This window comes from Pseudomonas sp. MONT-RG-20F-20-E-7-02 (genome assembly GCF_022662395.1).
GTDB lineage: Bacteria > Pseudomonadota > Gammaproteobacteria > Pseudomonadales > Pseudomonadaceae > Aquipseudomonas.
The window spans coordinates 72,291-90,453 of the sequence record NZ_JAKNQN010000003.1; the positions used below are offsets into that span (position 1 = coordinate 72,291).

The following is an 18,163-nucleotide window of genomic DNA, read 5'->3' on the forward strand; positions in this document are numbered from 1 at the left end:
ATGGATAGAGCCCGCTGTGTATCTTGATCAGCCTTTGGCCGTTTGATCGGCTAGACCCATATTTTTACGAGATTGGCCCCACGCGGCGAATCCGAGCGTCATCTCTATAAAAAATTGAGGAGCACATCGATGCGCGTCATTCTGCTGGGAGCTCCCGGGGCCGGTAAAGGTACTCAGGCAAAGTTCATCACTGAAAAATTCGGCATTCCACAAATCTCCACCGGTGACATGCTGCGCGCTGCCGTCAAGGCCGGCACCGAGCTGGGCCTGATCGCAAAAAGCGTGATGGACAGCGGCGGCCTGGTTTCCGATGACCTGATCATCAACCTGGTCAAGGAACGCATCAGCCAGGATGACTGCAAGAACGGTTTCCTGTTCGACGGTTTCCCACGCACCATTCCCCAGGCTGAAGCCCTGGTGAAGGCCGGCGTCGAGCTGGACGCTGTGGTTGAAATCGCGGTTGAAGATGAAGAAATCGTCCAGCGTATCGCTGGCCGTCGTGTTCACGAAGCCTCGGGCCGCGTTTACCACATCGTTTACAACCCGCCAAAAGTGGCCGGCAAGGACGATGTCACCGGCGACGACCTGGTGCAGCGTAAAGACGACACCGAAGAAACCGTGCGCCATCGCCTGTCGGTCTATCATTCGCAGACCAAGCCACTGGTGGATTTCTACCAGAAGCTGTCGGCTGCCCAAGGCAAGCCGAAGTACAGCCACATCCCTGGCGTGGGCTCGGTAGAAGCCATCACCGCCAAGGTGCTGCAAGCGCTGAGCTGATCAAACGATCAGCTGCATGCACAACGGCCCGCTTGCGGGCCGTTGTTGTTTATACTGGCGCACTTTTTTCGACTTGGACACCTACACCGATGAGCACCCTGCTGGCCCTGGACACCGCGACCGAAGCTTGCTCCGTTGCCTTGCTGCACGATGGCAAAGTAACCAGCCACTACGAGGTGATCCCACGCCTGCATGCGCAGAAGCTGTTGCCGATGATCAAGCAACTGCTTGAGGACGCGGGCACCACGCTTTCTGCCGTGGACGCCATCGCTTTCGGCCGTGGCCCGGGCGCATTCACCGGCGTGCGTATTGCCATCGGCGTGGTGCAGGGCCTGGCGTTTGCGCTGGAGCGCCCGGTGTTGCCGGTCTCCAACCTGGCCGTGCTGGCCCAGCGCGCCCTGCGTGAACACGGCGCTACGCAAGTGGCGGCCGCCATCGATGCGCGCATGGACGAAGTCTATTGGGGCTGCTATCGCGAAACCGCTGGCGAAATGCGCCTGGTGGGCGTCGAAGCGGTGCAGGCGCCGGAGTCCTCGGTGTTGCCTGCGGAGGCCAATGGTGACTGGTTCGGCGCGGGCACTGGTTGGGGTTATGGCGAGCGCATCGGCGTAAAACCTGTTGGCCAGGACGCCACGATGTTGCCACATGCCGAAGACTTGCTGACCCTGGCACGCTTCGCGTTCGAACGCGGCGAGGCGATTGCGGCGGATCAGGCGGCGCCGGTTTACTTGCGCGATAAGGTCGCGCAAACCAAGGCGGAGCGCGGGATTATTTGACGCCAAAAATGATGGCAATTTGGGGCAAACTCCGCCAATCGTCAGAATTTGCCCCTGTTTGTAAACCTTTTACAAATTATGTGTTCTAGTTATCACCAGAGCATTTGCGCACTACGGAAAGTGCCGCTAAATTGCCATCATTGATACCGAGTCTGCATGTATGCGTATAGACGGCTTTTCCTCACAGTCCTACCCACTCAAGCGTAAGCCGCGCAAGGCGAACGTGACGGTAGACGATTCCGTCGAAGACTCGCCGGATTTCATCGAGGTTCAGTCCGAGTCGCATGCCAGCGCACAAGGCGCTGCAGGTAGCGCGCGTATCAGCGGTCTTCCCGCCCGTCAGCAAGACATGGTCTTCCCCCGCTCCATGAGCAAAAGCGTCGCCACGGCCCTGGCCAGCTACCTGACCACCGCCGGCTTTGTCGAATGGGATATGGAAGTGCTGGGTCTCGACATCCATATCTGATGCGTCTGCCTTACTTTATCGGCTGCCCGTCCTGGAGTGAAAACGCCTGGCGCGAGTACCTGTACCCGGCCGATGCGCGCTCCGGCGATTACCTTGCGCTGTATTCCCAAGTCTTCAACGCCGTTGAAGGCAACACCACATTTTATGCCCGACCCTCGGCCGCCACTGTGCAGCGCTGGGCTGAAATCATGCCTGAGGATTTTCGCTTCACCGCCAAATTCCCCGGCGACATCAGCCACGCTGGCGACCTGCGCGAGCAACTGCCGGCGGCGGAAAGTTTTGTCGGTTTGATGAGCCCGCTGGGCGAACGTGTTTCGCCGCTGTGGCTGCAATTGTCGGCGAGCTTTTCGCCACAACGCCTCGGTGAACTGACCGGGTTTATTGATGGCCTGGAGCGCCCGCTGGCGGTGGAGGTGCGCCACCAGGCGTTCTTCGCCAAAGGCGATGCCGAGCGGATGCTCAACCGCCTGCTGCGCGACCGGGGTGTCGAGCGAATCTGCCTCGACCCGCGCGCCCTGTTCAGTTGCACCTCCACCTCGGCTGCCGTGCTGCACGCCCAATCGAAAAAGCCCAAGGTGCCGCCGCGTCCTGCTGCGCTGACGCTGTTTCCCCAAGTGCGTTTCATCGGCCATCCGGAGCTGGAAGCCAACGACCCGTTTCTGAGCCCCTGGGTGGAAAAAATCGCCGGTTGGATCGAGGAAGGGCGTACGCCGTACGTGTTCCTGCACACCTCGGATAACCGCCTCGCTGCGCAACTGGCACTGCGATTTCATGAAAAACTGATGGCACGCTTGCCGGGCCTGCCGCCACTGCCGACCTTGCATCGCGAACCCGCAGTGGAGCAACTGGGGTTACTCTAAGGCTCCTTTTCCGCCAGGAGTCAGACATGGATGCCCAAACCCTTCGCGCCGAAACCTTCAAGGCCCTGCACGAGCGTGATCGCGCGTTCGTGATGCCCAACCCGTGGGATGCCGGCTCGGCCATCATGCTTGCCAGCCTCGGTTTTGAGGCCTTGGCCACCACCAGCGCAGGGTTTGCGTTCAGCCTCGGGCGGCCGGATGCGGAAGGTGCATTGTCGCTGGAGGACACCTTGGGCAACGCCGGAACTATCGCGCGGGCGACTTCGCTGCCGGTGGCGGCGGACCTGGAAAACGGCTTCAGCGACACCCCTGAAGGCTGTGCCCAAACGATCCTGCGTGCGGCGGCCACCGGCATCGTCGGTGGCTCCATCGAAGACGCCACGGGCATTGCCGTCGACCCAATCTACCCTTTTGATTTGTCGGTTGAGCGCGTCGAAGCCGCCGTTGTGGCTGCCCGCAGCCTGCCATTTCCCTTCACGCTGACGGCTCGCGCGGAAAACCTCCTGCATGGCCGCCTGGATTTGCCTGACACCATCCGCCGCCTGCAGGCCTACGCCGAAGCGGGCGCCGATGTGTTGTATGCCCCGGCGCTGCGCAGCGCCGAAGACGTACTGGCCGTGGTCAAGGCCGTCGCGCCAAAGCCTGTGAATGTGTTGATGTCCGGTGGCTTGAACCTCAGCGTCGCGCAGTTGAGCGCGATGGGCGTGCGCCGCATCAGCGTCGGCTCGGCCTTGGCGCTGGCAGCGTATGGCGAGTTCTACCGGGCCGCGCAGGAGGTGTATGCGTTGGGCACCTTTACCTTCACCGAGCGCAAGATGCCGTTCAGCCAGGCCAACCAATTCTTCAAGGGCTGAGCCGTGCGGTTTTTCAAAGTGATCGGTGTACTGCTGTTGCTGGCGTGTCTGTGCGCTGTTGGCGTGTGGCGGGGTTGGCTGCCGTTGCCTGATGAGTGGAACCCGTGGGCGCCGCTGGATGTGCGTGCCAGCCCGAACCTGCTGACCCGTTTCAAACTTGGCCGGTTGCAGGATGATCCGGCGCTGTGTGATCAGGTGCTGAAAACCTCGGGTTTGCGCGTCAGCCACCAGGCTGACAGCCCGGCGGACGCCGCATGCCCACTGCGCAACGTCTTGCGCGTAAAGGGCGCCGACGTGGCCTTGAGCAGCAGTTTTCTCGCCAGTTGCCCGTTGGCTGTGGCGTTTGCCCTGTTCGAGCGCCACAGCCTGCAACCCGCGGCTCGGGCGGTATTTGGCCAGACGGTGACGCGGGTCGATCACCTGGGCAGTTTTGCCTGTCGCAACATGTATAACCGCGCAGATGGCCGGCTGAGTCAGCATGCCTCGGCCAATGCCCTGGATATCGCCGGCTTTCGCCTCGCGGACGGGCGCAGCATCAGCGTGCTCAAGGACTGGCCCGGCGAGGGCGAAAGTGCACGGTTTTTGCGGCAAGTGCGCGACGCTGCGTGTGATGATTTCAACGTGGTGTTGAGCCCGGACTACAACGCCGCCCATCGCAACCACTTCCATCTGGACATGGGACGTTGGTGGGTGTGTCGCTGATACTCAGGCGGCCAGGCGCAGGTTGTTGAGGATCAGTGGACGGGCCCAGTGGTAGTCGAAGTCGAGCGCCTTTTGCTGGGCTGCCAGTTCTTCGGCCGGGTAGGGCGTGGCAGGCGGTGGCAGCAGGTCCAGTTCGAACTCGGCGATCGGCAGGTGCAGCGGCTGGGGTTCCGGCGCTGGGCCAGGTTCAGGCAGCGGTTGGCCGGCGCTCAATACAATCGGACGGACCCAGCCGCTTTCGAAGTTTTGCTGGCGCTGTTGGGCGACGATTTCGTCGGCCGGGAGCGGCGTGGCGGGCGGTGGCAGAAGCTCGGTTTCAAATTCGGCGATCGGCAGGAACAGCGGCTCCGGCGGGGCGATCTCGGTGTCTTTTACGTCGCACTCACGCTGGGTGAGGATCTGCGACAGCAGGTCGGCGCCTTCACTGGGCTCTACCGCCGGGTCTCTCGGTGCCGGTGCCTTGGCGGCGAGCGCGTCCGGCGTGTCGCCGAGCTGCTCGGCCAGCGCCCGGGCGAAAAAGTCCTGCCACACATGACTCACCCCGGCCAGCGCTTGAGTATTGCGCAGGCCGTAATGGTTGTGGGTCGGCAGTACACCGATAGTTAGGGGAAGAATGTCTGACATTTTTCTCGGTCGACGCTCAGCTCTGGCAAAATACCTGACTGTTGTTTTTATCGGCCGTTATTTGCCGATCCTTAATATTTTTGAGCGTAGCGATTGATGAGCGAACAACCAGCGGCCAGCCGCATTCGGGTCGAGGCCTTGGCCGAAGGTTTTAAGGCGCGCGCCGAGCACTGGGCTGCGCAGCTTGGCTTGCCTTTGCAACTGGATGAGGCGGATTTTTCCCTGCAAGTCGGCGAACATGGCCTGCAGCTGCAACAGCTCGGGCCAGACGCCCCCGGGCCGGTGCGCGTGGACTTTGTCGAAGGTGGCGCAGCGCACCGGCGTTTATACGGCGGTGGCAGTGGGCAGATGATCGCCAAGGCCGTGGGCGTTGCCCAAGGCGTACGCCCACGGGTGCTGGACGCCACGGCGGGGCTGGGCAAGGACGCGTTTGTACTGGCCAGCCTGGGTTGCGAGATGAGCCTGATCGAGCGCCAGCCACTGATCGGCGCCTTGCTCGAAGACGGCCTGGCCCGTGGCGCGGATGATTTTGAAGTGGCACCGATTGTGGCGCGCATGCAGCTGCTCAAAGGCAACTCCATCGACGTGATGCGCAATTGGGAAGGTGAGCCGCCGCAGGTGATCTACCTCGACCCGATGTTTCCTCATCGTGAGAAAACTGCGTTAGTGAAGAAGGAAATGCGCCTGTTCCGGCCACTAGTGGGCGATGACCCGGACGCGCCGGCTTTGCTTGCTGCGGCGTTGGCCTTGGCCAGCCACCGTGTAGTGGTCAAGCGCCCGCGCAAGGCGCCGTGCATTGAAGGGCCCAAGCCGAGCCATGCGCTGGATGGCAAGTCGAGCCGGTATGACATCTATCCCAAGAAAGCGCTTAAGCCTTGAGGGCCTATCGCAGGCAAGCCAGCTCCCACAGTTGAGCGTGTTCTCATTGCTGGAATGCATTCTCCTGTGGGAGCTGGCTTGCCTGCGATAGCGCCGGTACAGGCAGCACAAGACGTCAGGGCCGATAAGCTCGCATAAACAACCCCACCACCTCCTGCACATGCGCTTCGGCGGCCTCTTCACTCAGTTGCCCGCCGCAGCCATACAGCAAACAGAAATTCGCCGTGCCCTTGAGCAGGCAAAAGAAGTGTTCGGCTGCCGTAAACGGTTTGTCGATGCTCAGCGCGCCGCTCTGGTCGATCTTGCTGAGCAGGCGCTCCATGCCCTGCAGCATGCGCATGGGCCCGGCCTCAAAGAAGATCTGCGAGAGTTTCACGTCCTGATTGCCGGTGGTCATCATCAGGCGATGCAGGTTTACCGACTCTTCGCTGTTGATCAGCCGATGGAAACCCCGTGCGATGTTCAGCAGCACGGTGTCCACGGGCATACCTGCTGGCAGTTCGAAATACATCACCGGCAGTTGCTCTTCGCATTTGGCCACGACGGCGGCGGTGAACAGCGTCTCTTTGTCGGTGAAGTGGCTGTAGACGGTCAGTTTCGACACGCCCGCTTCAAGGGCCACGGCGTCCATGCTGGTGCTCGCGTAGCCATTGCTCAAGAACAACACTTTCGCCGCTTCGAGGATTGCCTGGCGTTTTGCCATGTCCTTGGGACGCCCGGGGCTATTGGTGTTCACAGGATTGTCGGACATTTTCACCTTTAATACTGGACTGGTGAGTTTGGTATTAATAACATACCGGCCAGTATAATTATTCCTAGCTCCATTTGCGAAAGGTCCTTCAGCATGCGCAGTACTTTCCTGCCCCTTGCGTTGCCTGTCAGCCTGGTCTTCCTGTTGGTCGCCTGCGGCCATGAAGAAGCGGCCCAAACCACCATTCGCCCGGCCATGGTGGTGCAACCGCAGCCTTCGGCGCAGGCGATGGACAGCTTTCCAGGCGAGGTGCGGGCGCGGTATGAGCCGGACCTGGCCTTTCGCATTGGCGGCAAAGTCAGCAAACGCCTGGTGGAGGAGGGCGAGCGGGTCAAGGCCAACCAGCCGCTGGCCGAACTCGACCCGCAGGATGTGCGCCTGCAACTGGAAGCCACCCGCGCCCAAGTCGCCGCCGCCGAGGCCAACCTGAGCCTGGTGCGTGCCGAGCGTGACCGCTACAAGACCCTGATGGACCGTCAGATGGTCAGCCGTTCCCAGTACGACAATTCCGAAAACCTCTACCGCTCCGGCGAAGCACGCCTGAAGCAGATCAAGGCCGAGTTCGACGTGTCCAGCAACCAGGCAGGTTATGCCGTGCTGCGCGCGCCGCAGGACGGTGTGGTCGCCAAGCGCGCGGTGGAAGTTGGCCAAGTGGTCTCCGCTGGCCAGACCGTGTTCACCCTGGCCACCGATGGCGAGCGTGAAGTGCTGATCAGCCTGCCCGAGCAAGGCTTTGGCCGGTTCAAGATCGGCCAACCGGTGTCGGTCGAGCTGTGGAGCCAGCCCGACCAGCGTTTTGCCGGGCGCATTCGTGAGCTGTCGCCTGCCGCCGACCCCAAATCGCGTACCTTCGCTGCCCGCGTCGCGTTCACCGGCGGCAAAGTCCCGGCTGAGCTGGGCCAAAGCGCCCGCGTGTTCATACAGGCCGATGGCGTGATTGCGCTGTCGGTGCCGCTGTCGGCCCTGAGTGCGGAGAACGGCGCGTCCTACGTCTGGGTGGTGCAACCGGACAACACGCTCAAGCGCACCCCGGTGCGCATCGGCGCCTTCGGTGAAAAAACCGTGCCGGTACTGGAAGGCTTGACGCCCACCGACTGGGTGATTGCAGCCGGTGTGCACGTGCTCCATGAGGGCCAGCAGGTGCGCCCGGTGGATCGCTCCAACCGCGTGGTGAATCTGGCGGCCAACAAGGAGTAGTCCCCGATGGGTTTCAATCTTTCCGAATGGGCGTTGCGTAACCGCCAGATCGTACTGTTCCTGATGATCCTGCTGGCGGTGGTCGGCACGTTGTCCTACACCAAGCTGGGGCAAAGTGAAGACCCGCCGTTTACCTTCAAGGCCATGGTGATCAAGACCAACTGGCCGGGGGCCACGGCCCAGGAAGTCTCACGGCAGGTCACCGAGCGTATCGAGAAAAAACTCATGGAGACCGGCGACTACGAACGCATTGTCTCCTTCTCGCGTCCCGGTGAATCCCAAGTCACCTTCGTGGCCCGCGACGCGATGCACTCGGCGCAGATTCCCGACTTGTGGTATCAGGTGCGCAAGAAGATCAGCGACATTCGCCAGACCTTGCCGCCGGATATTCAGGGGCCGTTTTTCAACGATGAATTCGGCACCACCTTCGGCAATATCTACGCCCTGACCGGTGACGGCTTCGACTACGCGGTGCTCAAGGACTACGCCGACCGCATCCAGATTCAACTGCAACGCGTGCCGGATGTGGGCAAGGTCGAGTTGCTTGGCCTGCAGGACGAGAAAATCTGGATCGAGCTGTCAAACCTCAAGCTCGCCACCCTCGGCCTGCCATTGGCAGCCGTGCAACAGGCCTTGCAGGAGCAGAACGCCGTCTCTACGGCCGGCTTCTTTGAAACCCCGACCGAGCGTGTACAGCTGCGGGTGTCGGGCAACTTCAAGACGGTGGACGAGATCCGGAACTTCCCGATCCGTGTCGGTGACCGCACTTTCCGTATTGGTGACGTCGCCGACATCCACCGTGGCTTCAACGACCCACCGGCACCGCGCATGCGCTACATGGGCGCAGACGCCATCGGCCTGGCCGTGGCCATGCGCGACGGCGGCGATATTCTGGTGCTCGGCAAGGCGCTTGAAGGCGAATTCGCACGGCTGCAGAAGAGCCTTCCGGCAGGCATGGAGCTGCGCAAGGTGTCGGACCAACCGGCAGCGGTGAAAACCAGCGTCGGCGAATTCGTCCAGGTACTCGCCGAGGCACTGGCCATCGTCTTGCTGGTGAGCTTCTTCTCCCTCGGCGTGCGCACTGGCATGGTCGTGGCCCTGGCGATTCCGCTGGTGCTGGCGATGACCTTTGCCACCATGTATTACCTCGGCATCGGCCTGCACAAGATCTCCCTCGGCGCCTTGGTGTTGGCCCTGGGCCTGCTGGTGGACGATGCGATCATCGCCGTGGAAATGATGGCGATCAAAATGGAGCAGGGCTACGACCGCCTCAAGGCTGCGAGTTTCGCTTGGACGAGCACCGCGTTCCCGATGCTTACCGGCACGTTGATAACCGCGGCGGGCTTCCTGCCGATTGCCACCGCGCAATCGAGCACCGGCGAATACACCCGCTCGATCTTCCAGGTGGTGACCATCGCGTTGCTGGCGTCCTGGGTCGCTGCCGTGGTGTTTGTGCCGTATCTGGGGGAAAAGCTCCTGCCGGATCTGGCGAAAATTCATGCCGCCAAACACGGCACAGATGGGCCAGATCCCTACGGCACACCCTTCTATCAGCGTGTAAGACGTTTGGTCGAATGGTGCGTGCTGCGGCGCAAAACCGTGATCGTACTGACGCTGCTGTTGTTTATCGGCTCGGTCGCGCTGTTTCGCTTTGTGCCGCAACAGTTCTTCCCGGCCTCGGGGCGGCTGGAGTTGATGGTCGACCTCAAACTGGCGGAAGGCGCTTCCCTGAGCAACACCGCCGAGCAGGTCAAGCGCCTGGAAGCCTTGCTCAAGGAACACGCGGGTATCGACAACTCCGTGGCTTATGTCGGCACCGGTTCGCCACGCTTTTATTTGCCGTTGGACCAGCAGTTGCCGGCCGCCAGCTTCGCGCAATTTGTGGTGCTGGCGAAGACCATCGAAGAGCGCGAAAGCCTGCGCACCTGGCTGATTGAAACCCTGAATGAACAGTTCCCGGAGTTGCGCTCGCGGGTTACGCGCCTGGAGAACGGCCCGCCTGTGGGCTACCCGGTGCAGTTCCGTGTGACTGGCGAACACATCGAAGAAGTCCGCGCCCTGGCGCGCAAAGTGGCGGCCAAGGTTCGCGAAAATACCCACGTGGTCAACGTGCACCTGGACTGGGAAGAACCGAGCAAGATCGTCTACCTCAATATCGACCAGGACCGCGCCCGTGCTCTCGGCGTAAGCACTGCCAATCTGTCGAAATTCCTGCAGAGTTCCCTCACCGGCTCCACCGTCAGCCAGTACCGCGAGGACAACGAATTGATCGAAATCCTGCTGCGCGGCACCGTGCATGAACGCACCGAATTGTCGCTGCTGCCGAGCCTGGCGGTGCCGACCGACAACGGTAAAAGCGTTGCGCTGTCGCAAATCGCCACCCTCGAATATGGTTTCGAGGAGGGCATTATCTGGCACCGCAACCGGCTGCCGACGGTGACCGTGCGCGCCGATATCTATGGCAAGGAACAACCGGCAACCTTGGTGCAGCAAATCCTGCCGACCCTCGAAGGCGTACGTGCCGAGCTGCCGGATGGTTACCTGCTTGAAGTGGGCGGCACCGTCGAGGATTCCGCGCGTGGCCAGAACTCGGTCAAGGCCGGGGTGCCACTGTTTATCGTGGTGGTGCTGACGTTGCTGATGCTGCAACTGCGCAGTTTCTCACGCACGGCGATGGTGTTTCTCACCGCGCCGCTGGGCCTTATCGGCGTGACCTTGTTCCTGCTGGTGTTTCGCCAACCGTTCGGCTTCGTCGCCATGCTGGGGACCATCGCCTTGTCGGGGATGATCATGCGTAACTCGGTGATTCTGGTGGACCAGATCGAACAAGACATCAAGGCCGGCCTGGCGCCGTGGCAAGCAATCATCGAAGCCACTGTGCGACGCTTCCGCCCGATTGTGCTGACGGCTCTGGCGGCGGTGCTGGCGATGATTCCGCTGTCACGCAGCGTGTTCTTCGGGCCGATGGCCGTGGCGATCATGGGCGGTTTGATTGTGGCGACGGCGTTGACCCTATTGTTCCTGCCGGCCCTGTATGCTGCGTGGTTCCGAGTGAGGAAGGACGTCGCGTAATCATGTTGGTCACCGTTTCAGCCCTGACGTTGTGGCTACCCATTTGCTGTTTTGCCACGCTCGTGATCGGGCGGTTGGCGGACTCGGTGATGGGTTGATTCACATGCTGATGCAAACAGGCATCAATGTGGCTGGAACGATCGGCTTTTTTTACTCCACTCAGATTTGCCTGATGGACAGGCACAGGTTTCGGCTTTGCCAGTTGGCGGCCGGGCTTTTCCAATGAGTTCATGGAGTGTCATATGTCGTTTCTTAATGCTATCGCTGCGTTCAAAGGTGCGTTTCTTGGCGCCTTGTTGGGCAATAACGTGGCTGTTCGGGGGCCTGAAACCGCCTCGCCACACAGGCGTAAGCGCTCTCACCCTGCTTATTCATCCACGACTGGCGCAGGCCACTCCCTGCCCGAGAGGCCCGGTCACGGCAACTCGCAACCCTACCCGGTGTGCGAATACCCGCTGCCCGACAGGCCGATGCACTCGCTGACTTCGTTGCACCGATAAGGTATTAGCGTAGGGCCGGTGCGCCAACGTCCGTGAGAACGGAGGTTGGCGCACCCGTTATGAATGGTTACAGCGCGCCAAACACTTTCTTGGCCAGGCTGGTCGCTGCGGCCGCCGGGTTCTTGCGAATGGTTTCTTCCTGCTGCGCGATCATCTTGAACAGGCCGTCCAGCGCTTGTTCGGTCACGTAGCTTTCGACGTTGGCACTTTTGGCATCAACCGCGCCAAACGCTGCCGCCTTGCCGGCCAGGGCATTGTACTGCTGGGCAACGCCGACCTTGTCGGTGGCGGCCTTGACGATCGGCAGGAACTTGGCACGGATCTCTTCACGGCTGGTTTTGTTCAGGTACTGAGTGGCCGAGTCCTGGCCGCCGGTGAGGATGCCCTTGGCGTCGGTCACGCTCATGTTCTTCACGGCATTGACCAGGATCGGTTGAGCCTGGGTCACGGCGGTTTCAGCCGCCTTGTTCATGCTGGTTTCCAGTTGCGTGACCTGATCACCCATGCCAAACATTTTCAGCTTGTCGGCGACTTTGCCCAGCTTGCCGGGCAGGCCGATTTTCACTTCAGGGTTATTGCTGAAACCACCGGGAACCCCCAGCTGTTTCACGGCGATTTGTGCGCCTTGGGTCAGTGCGTCCTTGAGGCCACCGCTGGCGTCACCTTGGGACAGGCTGCCGAGTGACAGGGCCATGGCGTTGGCGCCGAGCAGCAGGCCGGCGCACAGGGCAGTGAGGCGAAGAGAGTTACGGAGCATGGGCGCTTCCTTTTGATAGGGCTTATGTGCTGGAAAATATCAGTGCGCGACCGCATCCACCCGCAGGCGCAGCGGTTGCGGGTCTTGGCCATTGAGCTGTACCGCGTGCCGTTCAGTCGTGATGAACAGTAGCTTGCCGTCCAGCTCGATGCGAGCGCTCACCGAGTAAGTGTGGCCGGGCTTGACCTGTGCCGGGTCGTAGCTCAGGTGAAACGGCAGCGGCACCTGGCCTTTGACCGGGCCTTTCTGTTCGGCGAGGGTCACGGCCGGTGCGTCCATCAAGGACACGTCTTGCAGGCTGACGCTCAAGGTGGCGGCGGGCGGCAGGGCGATGCGTTGCAGGTAGAACACTTCGCCGTCGAGGCTGGCCTTGGGCGCGGGGTGCATGGATTGGCAGGCTCCGAGCAGGGCGGTCAGGCCCAGGAGGATGATCTTTTTCATGGTACAGCTCCTTTTCAACGGCGCCGGAATCCATCCGGCGCCTGATTCAATCTAGCGGTTTTCTTCAGGCGTGACGGCTGCGGGTTCGGCGGGCGCTTCAGCTGCGCCATCGACACGGTGCAATGCCACCTGGCGGATCGACAGGCGAATATCGGCGGGCAGTACGCGTTTCGCCGCACCTTCAGCCAGCTCACCGAGCAAGTCGTGGTAACTCAACTTGCCGGCCTCATCGCGGCGCAGCACATCTTGCTCCAGCAATGTCTGGATGAAATGTCGGAAAAGGCTCTTGTCGAAGAACTCCGGGGCGTTGAGGCCATGCAGGATCGACAGGCGCTGGGCCATGATCGTGCACAGGTCTTCCAGTTCCTCGGCGCTGATGCTGTTCTGGCCGCTGTTGAGCAGCAGCGAAATCGCCATGTAGAAACGCTGCAGGGTCTGGGCGATGCTCTTGGACAGCAACGTCAGCAGCACAAAATGCCGCGAACTCGGCGCCGGGCGCAGGTACACGTCGTTCTCGAAGCGCAGCAGGCCTTGTTCGACGAACGCCTCAAGCCACTGGTCGACCACCGCGTCCAACTCGTCCAGCGACCAGCGGATAAACAGCTCCGATTGCAGGTACGGGTAAAGCGCGCGGGTGTAGCGCAGGATCTGTTCGCGGCTCATGCGTGAGCTGCTCTGGAAGAAGCTCGCCAGCAACGCCGGCAGGGCGAAGATGTGCAGCACGTTGTTGCGGTAGTAGGTCATGAGGACGGCGTTCTGCTCGTCCAGGTACAAAATCTTGCCGAGGGCGTCGCTCTGTTCCGACAGCAGGTCCATGTCCTTGACGTGCTTGATCAGCGCCAGGCCATCGCCTTCCGGCAGGGTGGTATGCGGCGAGTACGGCACGCGGCGCAGCAGCGCCAGGTACAGGTCCAACTGGCGCGCCATGGCTTGTTCGTCCAGGGCCAGGCGTGTGGTCGACAGCAATGCCAGCGCCACCAGGTTCACCGGGTTGACCGCCGCCGCTTCGTTCAAGTGGCGCGCCACCTGCTCGCCGAGGCGGTTGGTGGTTTCGTTGAGCCACGCCGGCTTGTAGTTCGGGGCCAGCTCCTGGGCGCGCCAGTCGGGTTGCTCGGCGTCGAGGAACTCGGCCAGTTTGATCGGTTCGCCGAAGTTGACCGCGACTTGGCCAAAGCGCTGCTTGAGCGCGCCAACCACTTTGAAAATATCGAAGATCGACTCTTTCTTCTTGCTCGCGCCGCGCAGCTCTCCCAGATACGTGCGGCCTTCCAGTACACGTTCATAGCCGATGTACACCGGCACAAACACAATCGGCATGCGCGAAGAGCGCAGGAAGCTGCGCAGGGTGATCGCCAGCATCCCGGTCTTCGGTTGCAGCATGCGCCCGGTGCGCGAGCGTCCGCCTTCGACGAAGTACTCCACCGGGAAACCCTTGGTGAACAGGGTATGCAGGTATTCGTTGAACACCGAGGTGTACAGCGGGTTGCCCTTGAAGGTGCGGCGCATGAAAAACGCACCGCCACGGCGCAGCAGGCTGCCGATCACCGGCATGTTCAGGTTGATGCCGGCGGCGATGTGCGGCGGGGTCAGGCCGTTTTTGAACAGCAGGTAAGACAACAGCAGGTAGTCGATGTGGCTGCGGTGACACGGTACGTAGATCACCTCGTAACCCTGGGCAACCTTTTGCACACCTTCGATGTTATTGACCTTGATGCCGTCGTAGATCTTGTTCCAGAACCAGCTCAACACCACTTCGAGAAAGCGGATGGCGGTGTAGGTGTAGTCCGAGGCGATCTCGTTGCCGTAGCGCAGCGCCTGGGCCTTGGCTTTTTCCGGGGTGATTTTTTCGCGCTCGGCCTCATCCGCGATGGCCTGGCGCACCAGCGGCATATTGACCAGGCCCTTCACCAAGTTGCGGCGGTGGGACAGGTCGGGGCCGATCACGGCGGTCTTCAGGTTACGAAAGTGCACCCGCAGGATGCGCTGGGCCATGCGCACGGTGCGTTCGTGACCTTTATTGTGCTCGATCAATTCACGCAGGTTGATAGGCGCGGAGAATTGCACGCGGGTCTTGCGACCCAGGATCAGGATGCTCAGCAAGCGGCGCAGGCGGCCGGTGACGGCCCAGCTGTCGGCAAACAGCAGTTTCCACGGGCTGGACTCGCTCTCGGGCGACTGCCCCCAGAACACACTGACCGGAATGATTTGTGCATTCTCTTCGGCGTGTTCGCTCAGGGTGTTGACCAGCCGGGTCAGGGTCGGCGGCGCGCCGCGCTTGTCCTGGCGGCCGAGCCAGTCGGGCTCCGGCGTGAGGTAAAAGAACGCCGCCGGTTCCATCAAAGGGCCGACCGACACCGGCAGCACCGGGCGCGGCAGGCCGGCCTTGGTGCACTCGGCATCGACCACGGCCAATTCGGTGAGTGAGGGCGATTGCAGGACGTAAAACACCGGCCGGCTGCGGTCGAGGTTAAGGGTTAGGGACGACTGGTTGATCGTCTCCGAGCGAACCCAGAGGTACAACAGTCGGCGCAAGGTGCCAAACACCAGACGGCGGAACGGGGAGCGGGTCATAGGCGTGCTGCTTCAAGTGGAAAAAAACCGAGCAGGCGCTCGGGCGGGTAGTGTGCCGTATTCGCCGAAAATCGGCAAAAAAGCGGCGAAGTAAACTTGAGTTGAACGTTTTTGAGCCTGTCTTATACTCGGCAGTTCAATGCGAGCGACTCAACAATAAAAGCATGTGGGAGCAAAACAGATGGCAACGCGCGAAACCGGCAATGTGAAGTGGTTCAACGATGCAAAGGGCTATGGCTTTATTCAACGCGAAGACGGCAAGGATGTGTTCGTGCACTACCGCGCGATTCGCGGTGACGGCCACCGTTCATTGGCCGAGGGCCAGCAGGTGGAATACGCCGTGGTAACCGGCGAGAAGGGGTTGCAGGCGGAGGATGTGGTGGGTCTGTAAGGCCGGACCTGTCTTGATCTGGTAACCCAATCAACGGTGGGAGCTGGCTTGCCTGCGATGCACACACCTCGGTCTATCAGACAGACCACAGTGATGCCATCGCAGGCAAGCCAGCTCCCACATGTTGATGGGGTTTGCAGGTTTGGATCAGGCGGTTTTCCAGGTGATCTGCTCTTCACCGTCCACGCTGATGCGAATCCAGGTGTCGGCGCTTTCTTCACCTTCTTCCTCAACCCACGTGCCCGGTGCGCAGCGCACTTCGACGTTCAGCGCGGCAAACGCGGCGCGGGCGCAGGCGATGTCGTCATCCCACGGGGTCTGGTCGCTTTCCAGGTACAGGCTGTTCCACTTGCCTACGGCCTTAGGCAGCCAAGTGACGGGCACGTCGCCGGCGGTGCACTTGTAGGTCTGGCCTTTCTGGACCCAGTCGGTGCACGAGCCCAGCGCGGCGCCCAGCCAGGCGGCGATGGCCTTGTGGTCGACGTCGGCGTCCTTCAGGTAAATCTCGATATCAGGTTGGCGCATGGATGTTCCTCGTTGCGGGATTCGAAAATCCATTCGCGGAAAAGTCGGTTATTGAAGCACGAAATAATCGTAGCGCATCGACACCGTGACCTGCAGCGGTTCGGCGGCCTCGATCACTTCGGCGCGGCGCTCTGCACTTGCGCGCCAGCCGTGGGGCGTCATCGCCAGCAGGTTGGCGCGGTCCTTGGGTTCGCTCAGGCTGAGGGTGAACTCAAGGGTTTCGCTGTGCGCCAGGCTCATGCCGTCCGGCACCAGGGCCAGATGCTTGTCGTCGGTGTACTCGCGCACTTCGTCGTACAGGCGTTCGCGCAGTTCCATCAGGTGGCCAGCCGTCGGGCCGACCTTCATCAGGCCGCCGCCGGGGCTGAGCAGGCGCTTGGCCTCTGCCCAGTCCAGTGGGCTGAAAACGCTGGCGAGAAATTGGCAACTGCCCGAAGCCAGTGGCACGCGGGCCATGCTGGCGATCAACCAGGTCAGCGCCGGGTTGCGTTTGCACGCGCGCTTCACCGCTTCCTTGGAGATATCCAATGCATAGCCGTCGGCGTGGGGCAGGGCGTCGGCGATTTGCGCCGTGTAGTAACCCTCGCCACAGCCTATGTCGACCCAGCGCTGTGGCGCGCGTTCGGCGGCCAGTTCAGCCAGGCGCTTGGCCACCGGAGCGTAGTGCCCGGCGTTGAGAAAGTCACGGCGTGCCTCGACCATGGCGAGGTTATCGCCAGGATCGCGGCTGTTTTTGTGCTGCACCGGCAACAGGTTCAGGTAACCCTGGCGCGCGCGGTCGAAACGGTGCCCGGCCGGGCACGCCACGCCATTGTCCACCGCGTTGAGCGGTGCGCTGCAAATGGGGCAGGCGAGCATCAGGCGAGCAACTTGATCAGGGTCTGGTAGTAGATTTCGGTCAGCACATCGAGGTCGCTGGCCAGAATACGTTCGTTGACCTGGTGGATCGTCGCGTTGACCGGGCCCAGTTCAACCACCTGAGTGCCGAGGGTGGCAATGAAGCGCCCATCGGACGTTCCGCCGCTGGTGGACGCTTTGGTCTCACGGCCAGTGATCGCCTTGATGCTGGCGGAAACCGCATCCAGCAAGGCGCCAGGTTCGGTGAGGAACGGCAGGCCCGACAGCGCCCACTCCACGTGCCAGTCCAGGCCGTGCTTGTCGAGAATCTCTGCAACGCGTTGTTGCAGGCCTTCGACGGTGGACTCGGTGGAGAAACGGAAGTTGAACACCGCCGTCAGGTCACCGGGGATCACGTTGGTGGCGCCGGTGCCGGAATTGAGGTTGGAAATCTGGAAGCTGGTCGGCGGGAAGAAGGTGTTGCCATCGTCCCAATGCTCGGCGGCCAATTCCGCCAACGCTGGGGCGGCCAGGTGGATCGGGTTCTTTGCCAGGTGCGGGTAAGCCACATGGCCTTGCACGCCGCGCACGGTCAGGGTCGCGCCGAGGGAGCCACGGCGGCCGTTCTTGACCACATCGCCCACCAGCGTGGTGCTCGACGGCTCGCCGACGATGCACCAGTCCAGGCGCTCCTTGCGTGCGGCCAGGCGTTCGATCACGGCTTTGGTGCCGTGGTGCGCCGGGCCTTCTTCATCGCTGGTGATCAGGAAGGCTACGGAGCCCTTGTGGTCGGGGTAGTCGGTGACGAAGCGCTCGGAAGCGACCAGCATCGCCGCCAGGCTGCCTTTCATGTCTGCCGCGCCACGCCCGCAAAGCATGCCGTTTTCGTCGATCAACGCGTCGAACGGGTCGTTCTGCCAGGCTTGCACCGGGCCGGTCGGCACCACGTCGGTGTGGCCGGCAAAGCACAGTACCGGGCCTTCATGCTTGCCGTGGGTGGCCCAGAAGTTGTCCACGTCCTCGATGCGCATCGGCTCCAGCGCGAAGCCGGCGTCGCCCAGGCGCTGCATCATCAGCTTCTGGCAGTCGGCGTCAATCGGCGTGACCGATGGGCGCCGGATCAGGTCGATAGCGAGTTGAAGGGTCGGCGAAAGCTCGGCGTGGGCCGTCATGGGAAAACTCC

General features: G+C 61.8%; 18 protein-coding genes. 10 read left to right on the forward strand and 8 right to left on the reverse strand.

Annotation, left to right across the window (positions count from 1 at the left end; all coding sequences use genetic code 11):
- Nucleotides 1–129 precede the first annotated feature (129 nt).
- The 6 genes from adk (at nt 130) to L8I05_RS09400 (ending at nt 4,435) form a co-directional block, all read left to right on the forward strand.
- Nucleotides 130–777 carry an adenylate kinase gene (adk, locus tag L8I05_RS09375; protein WP_242168526.1) on the forward strand — a complete coding sequence of 216 codons (648 nt, stop codon included), beginning with the start codon at nt 130–132 and terminating at the stop codon, nt 775–777.
- A gap of 89 nt (nt 778–866) precedes the next feature.
- Nucleotides 867–1,553: a tRNA (adenosine(37)-N6)-threonylcarbamoyltransferase complex dimerization subunit type 1 TsaB gene (tsaB, locus tag L8I05_RS09380; RefSeq protein ID WP_242168528.1), complete on the forward strand. Its 687-nt coding sequence runs from the start codon at nt 867–869 to the stop codon at nt 1,551–1,553.
- 160 nt (nt 1,554–1,713) lie between these two features.
- On the forward strand, nt 1,714–2,019 hold the full coding sequence (locus L8I05_RS09385; RefSeq protein ID WP_242168529.1) for a hypothetical protein: 306 nt from the start codon (nt 1,714–1,716) through the stop codon (nt 2,017–2,019).
- Nucleotides 2,019–2,879 (forward strand): DUF72 domain-containing protein, encoded by an 861-nt coding sequence (locus L8I05_RS09390; protein ID WP_242168532.1) that lies wholly within the window; start codon nt 2,019–2,021, stop codon nt 2,877–2,879. Before L8I05_RS09385 ends, L8I05_RS09390 begins: the two co-directional genes overlap by 1 nt.
- A gap of 26 nt (nt 2,880–2,905) precedes the next feature.
- Complete coding sequence (locus L8I05_RS09395) at nt 2,906–3,733, forward strand: isocitrate lyase/phosphoenolpyruvate mutase family protein (RefSeq protein ID WP_242168534.1); 828 nt, start codon at nt 2,906–2,908, stop codon at nt 3,731–3,733.
- A 3-nt stretch (nt 3,734–3,736) separates the two neighbouring features.
- Nucleotides 3,737–4,435: an extensin family protein gene (locus L8I05_RS09400; RefSeq protein WP_242168536.1), complete on the forward strand. Its 699-nt coding sequence runs from the start codon at nt 3,737–3,739 to the stop codon at nt 4,433–4,435.
- Nucleotides 4,436–4,438: 3 nt separating this feature from the next.
- Here L8I05_RS09400 and L8I05_RS09405 read toward each other — a convergent pair whose 3' ends face one another.
- Nucleotides 4,439–5,059: an energy transducer TonB gene (locus tag L8I05_RS09405; protein ID WP_242168538.1), complete on the reverse strand. Its 621-nt coding sequence runs from the start codon at nt 5,057–5,059 to the stop codon at nt 4,439–4,441.
- 96 nt (nt 5,060–5,155) lie between these two features.
- On the opposite strand from L8I05_RS09405, the gene L8I05_RS09410 reads away from it, so the two are divergent.
- The gene (locus L8I05_RS09410; protein ID WP_159954636.1) at nt 5,156–5,938 is read left to right on the forward strand and encodes a class I SAM-dependent methyltransferase; all 783 of its coding nucleotides are present in this window, start codon (nt 5,156–5,158) and stop codon (nt 5,936–5,938) included.
- A gap of 115 nt (nt 5,939–6,053) precedes the next feature.
- Here L8I05_RS09410 and L8I05_RS09415 read toward each other — a convergent pair whose 3' ends face one another.
- Nucleotides 6,054–6,689: a TetR/AcrR family transcriptional regulator gene (locus tag L8I05_RS09415; RefSeq protein WP_159954637.1), complete on the reverse strand. Its 636-nt coding sequence runs from the start codon at nt 6,687–6,689 to the stop codon at nt 6,054–6,056.
- 93 nt (nt 6,690–6,782) lie between these two features.
- On the opposite strand from L8I05_RS09415, the gene L8I05_RS09420 reads away from it, so the two are divergent.
- Nucleotides 6,783–7,886 (forward strand): efflux RND transporter periplasmic adaptor subunit, encoded by a 1,104-nt coding sequence (locus L8I05_RS09420; RefSeq protein WP_242168540.1) that lies wholly within the window; start codon nt 6,783–6,785, stop codon nt 7,884–7,886.
- 6 nt (nt 7,887–7,892) lie between these two features.
- Nucleotides 7,893–10,958, forward strand: a complete 3,066-nt coding sequence (locus L8I05_RS09425; protein WP_242168542.1) for an efflux RND transporter permease subunit — start codon at nt 7,893–7,895, stop codon at nt 10,956–10,958.
- A 567-nt stretch (nt 10,959–11,525) separates the two neighbouring features.
- On the opposite strand, the gene L8I05_RS09430 is transcribed toward L8I05_RS09425, so the two are convergent.
- The 3 genes from L8I05_RS09430 to plsB are packed head-to-tail and all read right to left on the reverse strand — an operon-like array spanning nt 11,526 to nt 15,227.
- Complete coding sequence (locus L8I05_RS09430; RefSeq protein WP_159954641.1) at nt 11,526–12,215, reverse strand: DUF4197 domain-containing protein; 690 nt, start codon at nt 12,213–12,215, stop codon at nt 11,526–11,528.
- 39 nt (nt 12,216–12,254) lie between these two features.
- Nucleotides 12,255–12,656 (reverse strand): YbaY family lipoprotein, encoded by a 402-nt coding sequence (locus L8I05_RS09435; RefSeq protein ID WP_159954642.1) that lies wholly within the window; start codon nt 12,654–12,656, stop codon nt 12,255–12,257.
- A gap of 51 nt (nt 12,657–12,707) precedes the next feature.
- The gene (plsB, locus tag L8I05_RS09440) at nt 12,708–15,227 is read right to left on the reverse strand and encodes a glycerol-3-phosphate 1-O-acyltransferase PlsB (RefSeq protein ID WP_242168544.1); all 2,520 of its coding nucleotides are present in this window, start codon (nt 15,225–15,227) and stop codon (nt 12,708–12,710) included.
- Between the two features lie 181 nt (nt 15,228–15,408).
- On the opposite strand from plsB, the gene L8I05_RS09445 reads away from it, so the two are divergent.
- Nucleotides 15,409–15,618 carry a cold-shock protein gene (locus tag L8I05_RS09445; RefSeq protein WP_032891681.1) on the forward strand — a complete coding sequence of 70 codons (210 nt, stop codon included), beginning with the start codon at nt 15,409–15,411 and terminating at the stop codon, nt 15,616–15,618.
- A 147-nt stretch (nt 15,619–15,765) separates the two neighbouring features.
- Here the strand turns inward: L8I05_RS09445 and L8I05_RS09450 are convergent, their stop codons facing one another.
- The 3 genes from L8I05_RS09450 to dapE are packed head-to-tail and all read right to left on the reverse strand — an operon-like array spanning nt 15,766 to nt 18,152.
- Nucleotides 15,766–16,143 carry a hypothetical protein gene (locus tag L8I05_RS09450; protein ID WP_242168546.1) on the reverse strand — a complete coding sequence of 126 codons (378 nt, stop codon included), beginning with the start codon at nt 16,141–16,143 and terminating at the stop codon, nt 15,766–15,768.
- Nucleotides 16,144–16,191: 48 nt separating this feature from the next.
- On the reverse strand, nt 16,192–17,001 hold the full coding sequence (locus L8I05_RS09455) for a putative RNA methyltransferase (protein WP_159954645.1): 810 nt from the start codon (nt 16,999–17,001) through the stop codon (nt 16,192–16,194).
- Nucleotides 17,001–18,152 carry a succinyl-diaminopimelate desuccinylase gene (gene dapE / locus L8I05_RS09460; RefSeq protein WP_242168548.1) on the reverse strand — a complete coding sequence of 384 codons (1,152 nt, stop codon included), beginning with the start codon at nt 18,150–18,152 and terminating at the stop codon, nt 17,001–17,003. The genes L8I05_RS09455 and dapE overlap by 1 nt, the downstream gene beginning before the upstream one ends.
- Nucleotides 18,153–18,163 lie beyond the last annotated feature (11 nt).

What these genes read in the sequence shown, in the direction of transcription:
- adk (WP_242168526.1), top strand. Translation starts at nt 130, where the DNA reads ATGCGCGTCATTCTGCTGGGAGCTCCCGGGGCCGGTAAAGGTACTCAG.
- tsaB (WP_242168528.1), top strand. Translation starts at nt 867, where the DNA reads ATGAGCACCCTGCTGGCCCTGGACACCGCGACCGAAGCTTGCTCCGTT.
- L8I05_RS09385 (WP_242168529.1), top strand. Translation starts at nt 1,714, where the DNA reads ATGCGTATAGACGGCTTTTCCTCACAGTCCTACCCACTCAAGCGTAAG.
- L8I05_RS09390 (WP_242168532.1), top strand. Translation starts at nt 2,019, where the DNA reads ATGCGTCTGCCTTACTTTATCGGCTGCCCGTCCTGGAGTGAAAACGCC.
- L8I05_RS09395 (WP_242168534.1), top strand. Translation starts at nt 2,906, where the DNA reads ATGGATGCCCAAACCCTTCGCGCCGAAACCTTCAAGGCCCTGCACGAG.
- L8I05_RS09405 (WP_242168538.1), bottom strand. Translation starts at nt 5,059, where the DNA reads ATGTCAGACATTCTTCCCCTAACTATCGGTGTACTGCCGACCCACAAC.
- L8I05_RS09410 (WP_159954636.1), top strand. Translation starts at nt 5,156, where the DNA reads ATGAGCGAACAACCAGCGGCCAGCCGCATTCGGGTCGAGGCCTTGGCC.
- L8I05_RS09415 (WP_159954637.1), bottom strand. Translation starts at nt 6,689, where the DNA reads ATGTCCGACAATCCTGTGAACACCAATAGCCCCGGGCGTCCCAAGGAC.
- L8I05_RS09420 (WP_242168540.1), top strand. Translation starts at nt 6,783, where the DNA reads ATGCGCAGTACTTTCCTGCCCCTTGCGTTGCCTGTCAGCCTGGTCTTC.
- L8I05_RS09425 (WP_242168542.1), top strand. Translation starts at nt 7,893, where the DNA reads ATGGGTTTCAATCTTTCCGAATGGGCGTTGCGTAACCGCCAGATCGTA.
- L8I05_RS09430 (WP_159954641.1), bottom strand. Translation starts at nt 12,215, where the DNA reads ATGCTCCGTAACTCTCTTCGCCTCACTGCCCTGTGCGCCGGCCTGCTG.
- L8I05_RS09435 (WP_159954642.1), bottom strand. Translation starts at nt 12,656, where the DNA reads ATGAAAAAGATCATCCTCCTGGGCCTGACCGCCCTGCTCGGAGCCTGC.
- plsB (WP_242168544.1), bottom strand. Translation starts at nt 15,227, where the DNA reads ATGACCCGCTCCCCGTTCCGCCGTCTGGTGTTTGGCACCTTGCGCCGA.
- L8I05_RS09445 (WP_032891681.1), top strand. Translation starts at nt 15,409, where the DNA reads ATGGCAACGCGCGAAACCGGCAATGTGAAGTGGTTCAACGATGCAAAG.
- L8I05_RS09450 (WP_242168546.1), bottom strand. Translation starts at nt 16,143, where the DNA reads ATGCGCCAACCTGATATCGAGATTTACCTGAAGGACGCCGACGTCGAC.
- L8I05_RS09455 (WP_159954645.1), bottom strand. Translation starts at nt 17,001, where the DNA reads ATGCTCGCCTGCCCCATTTGCAGCGCACCGCTCAACGCGGTGGACAAT.
- dapE (WP_242168548.1), bottom strand. Translation starts at nt 18,152, where the DNA reads ATGACGGCCCACGCCGAGCTTTCGCCGACCCTTCAACTCGCTATCGAC.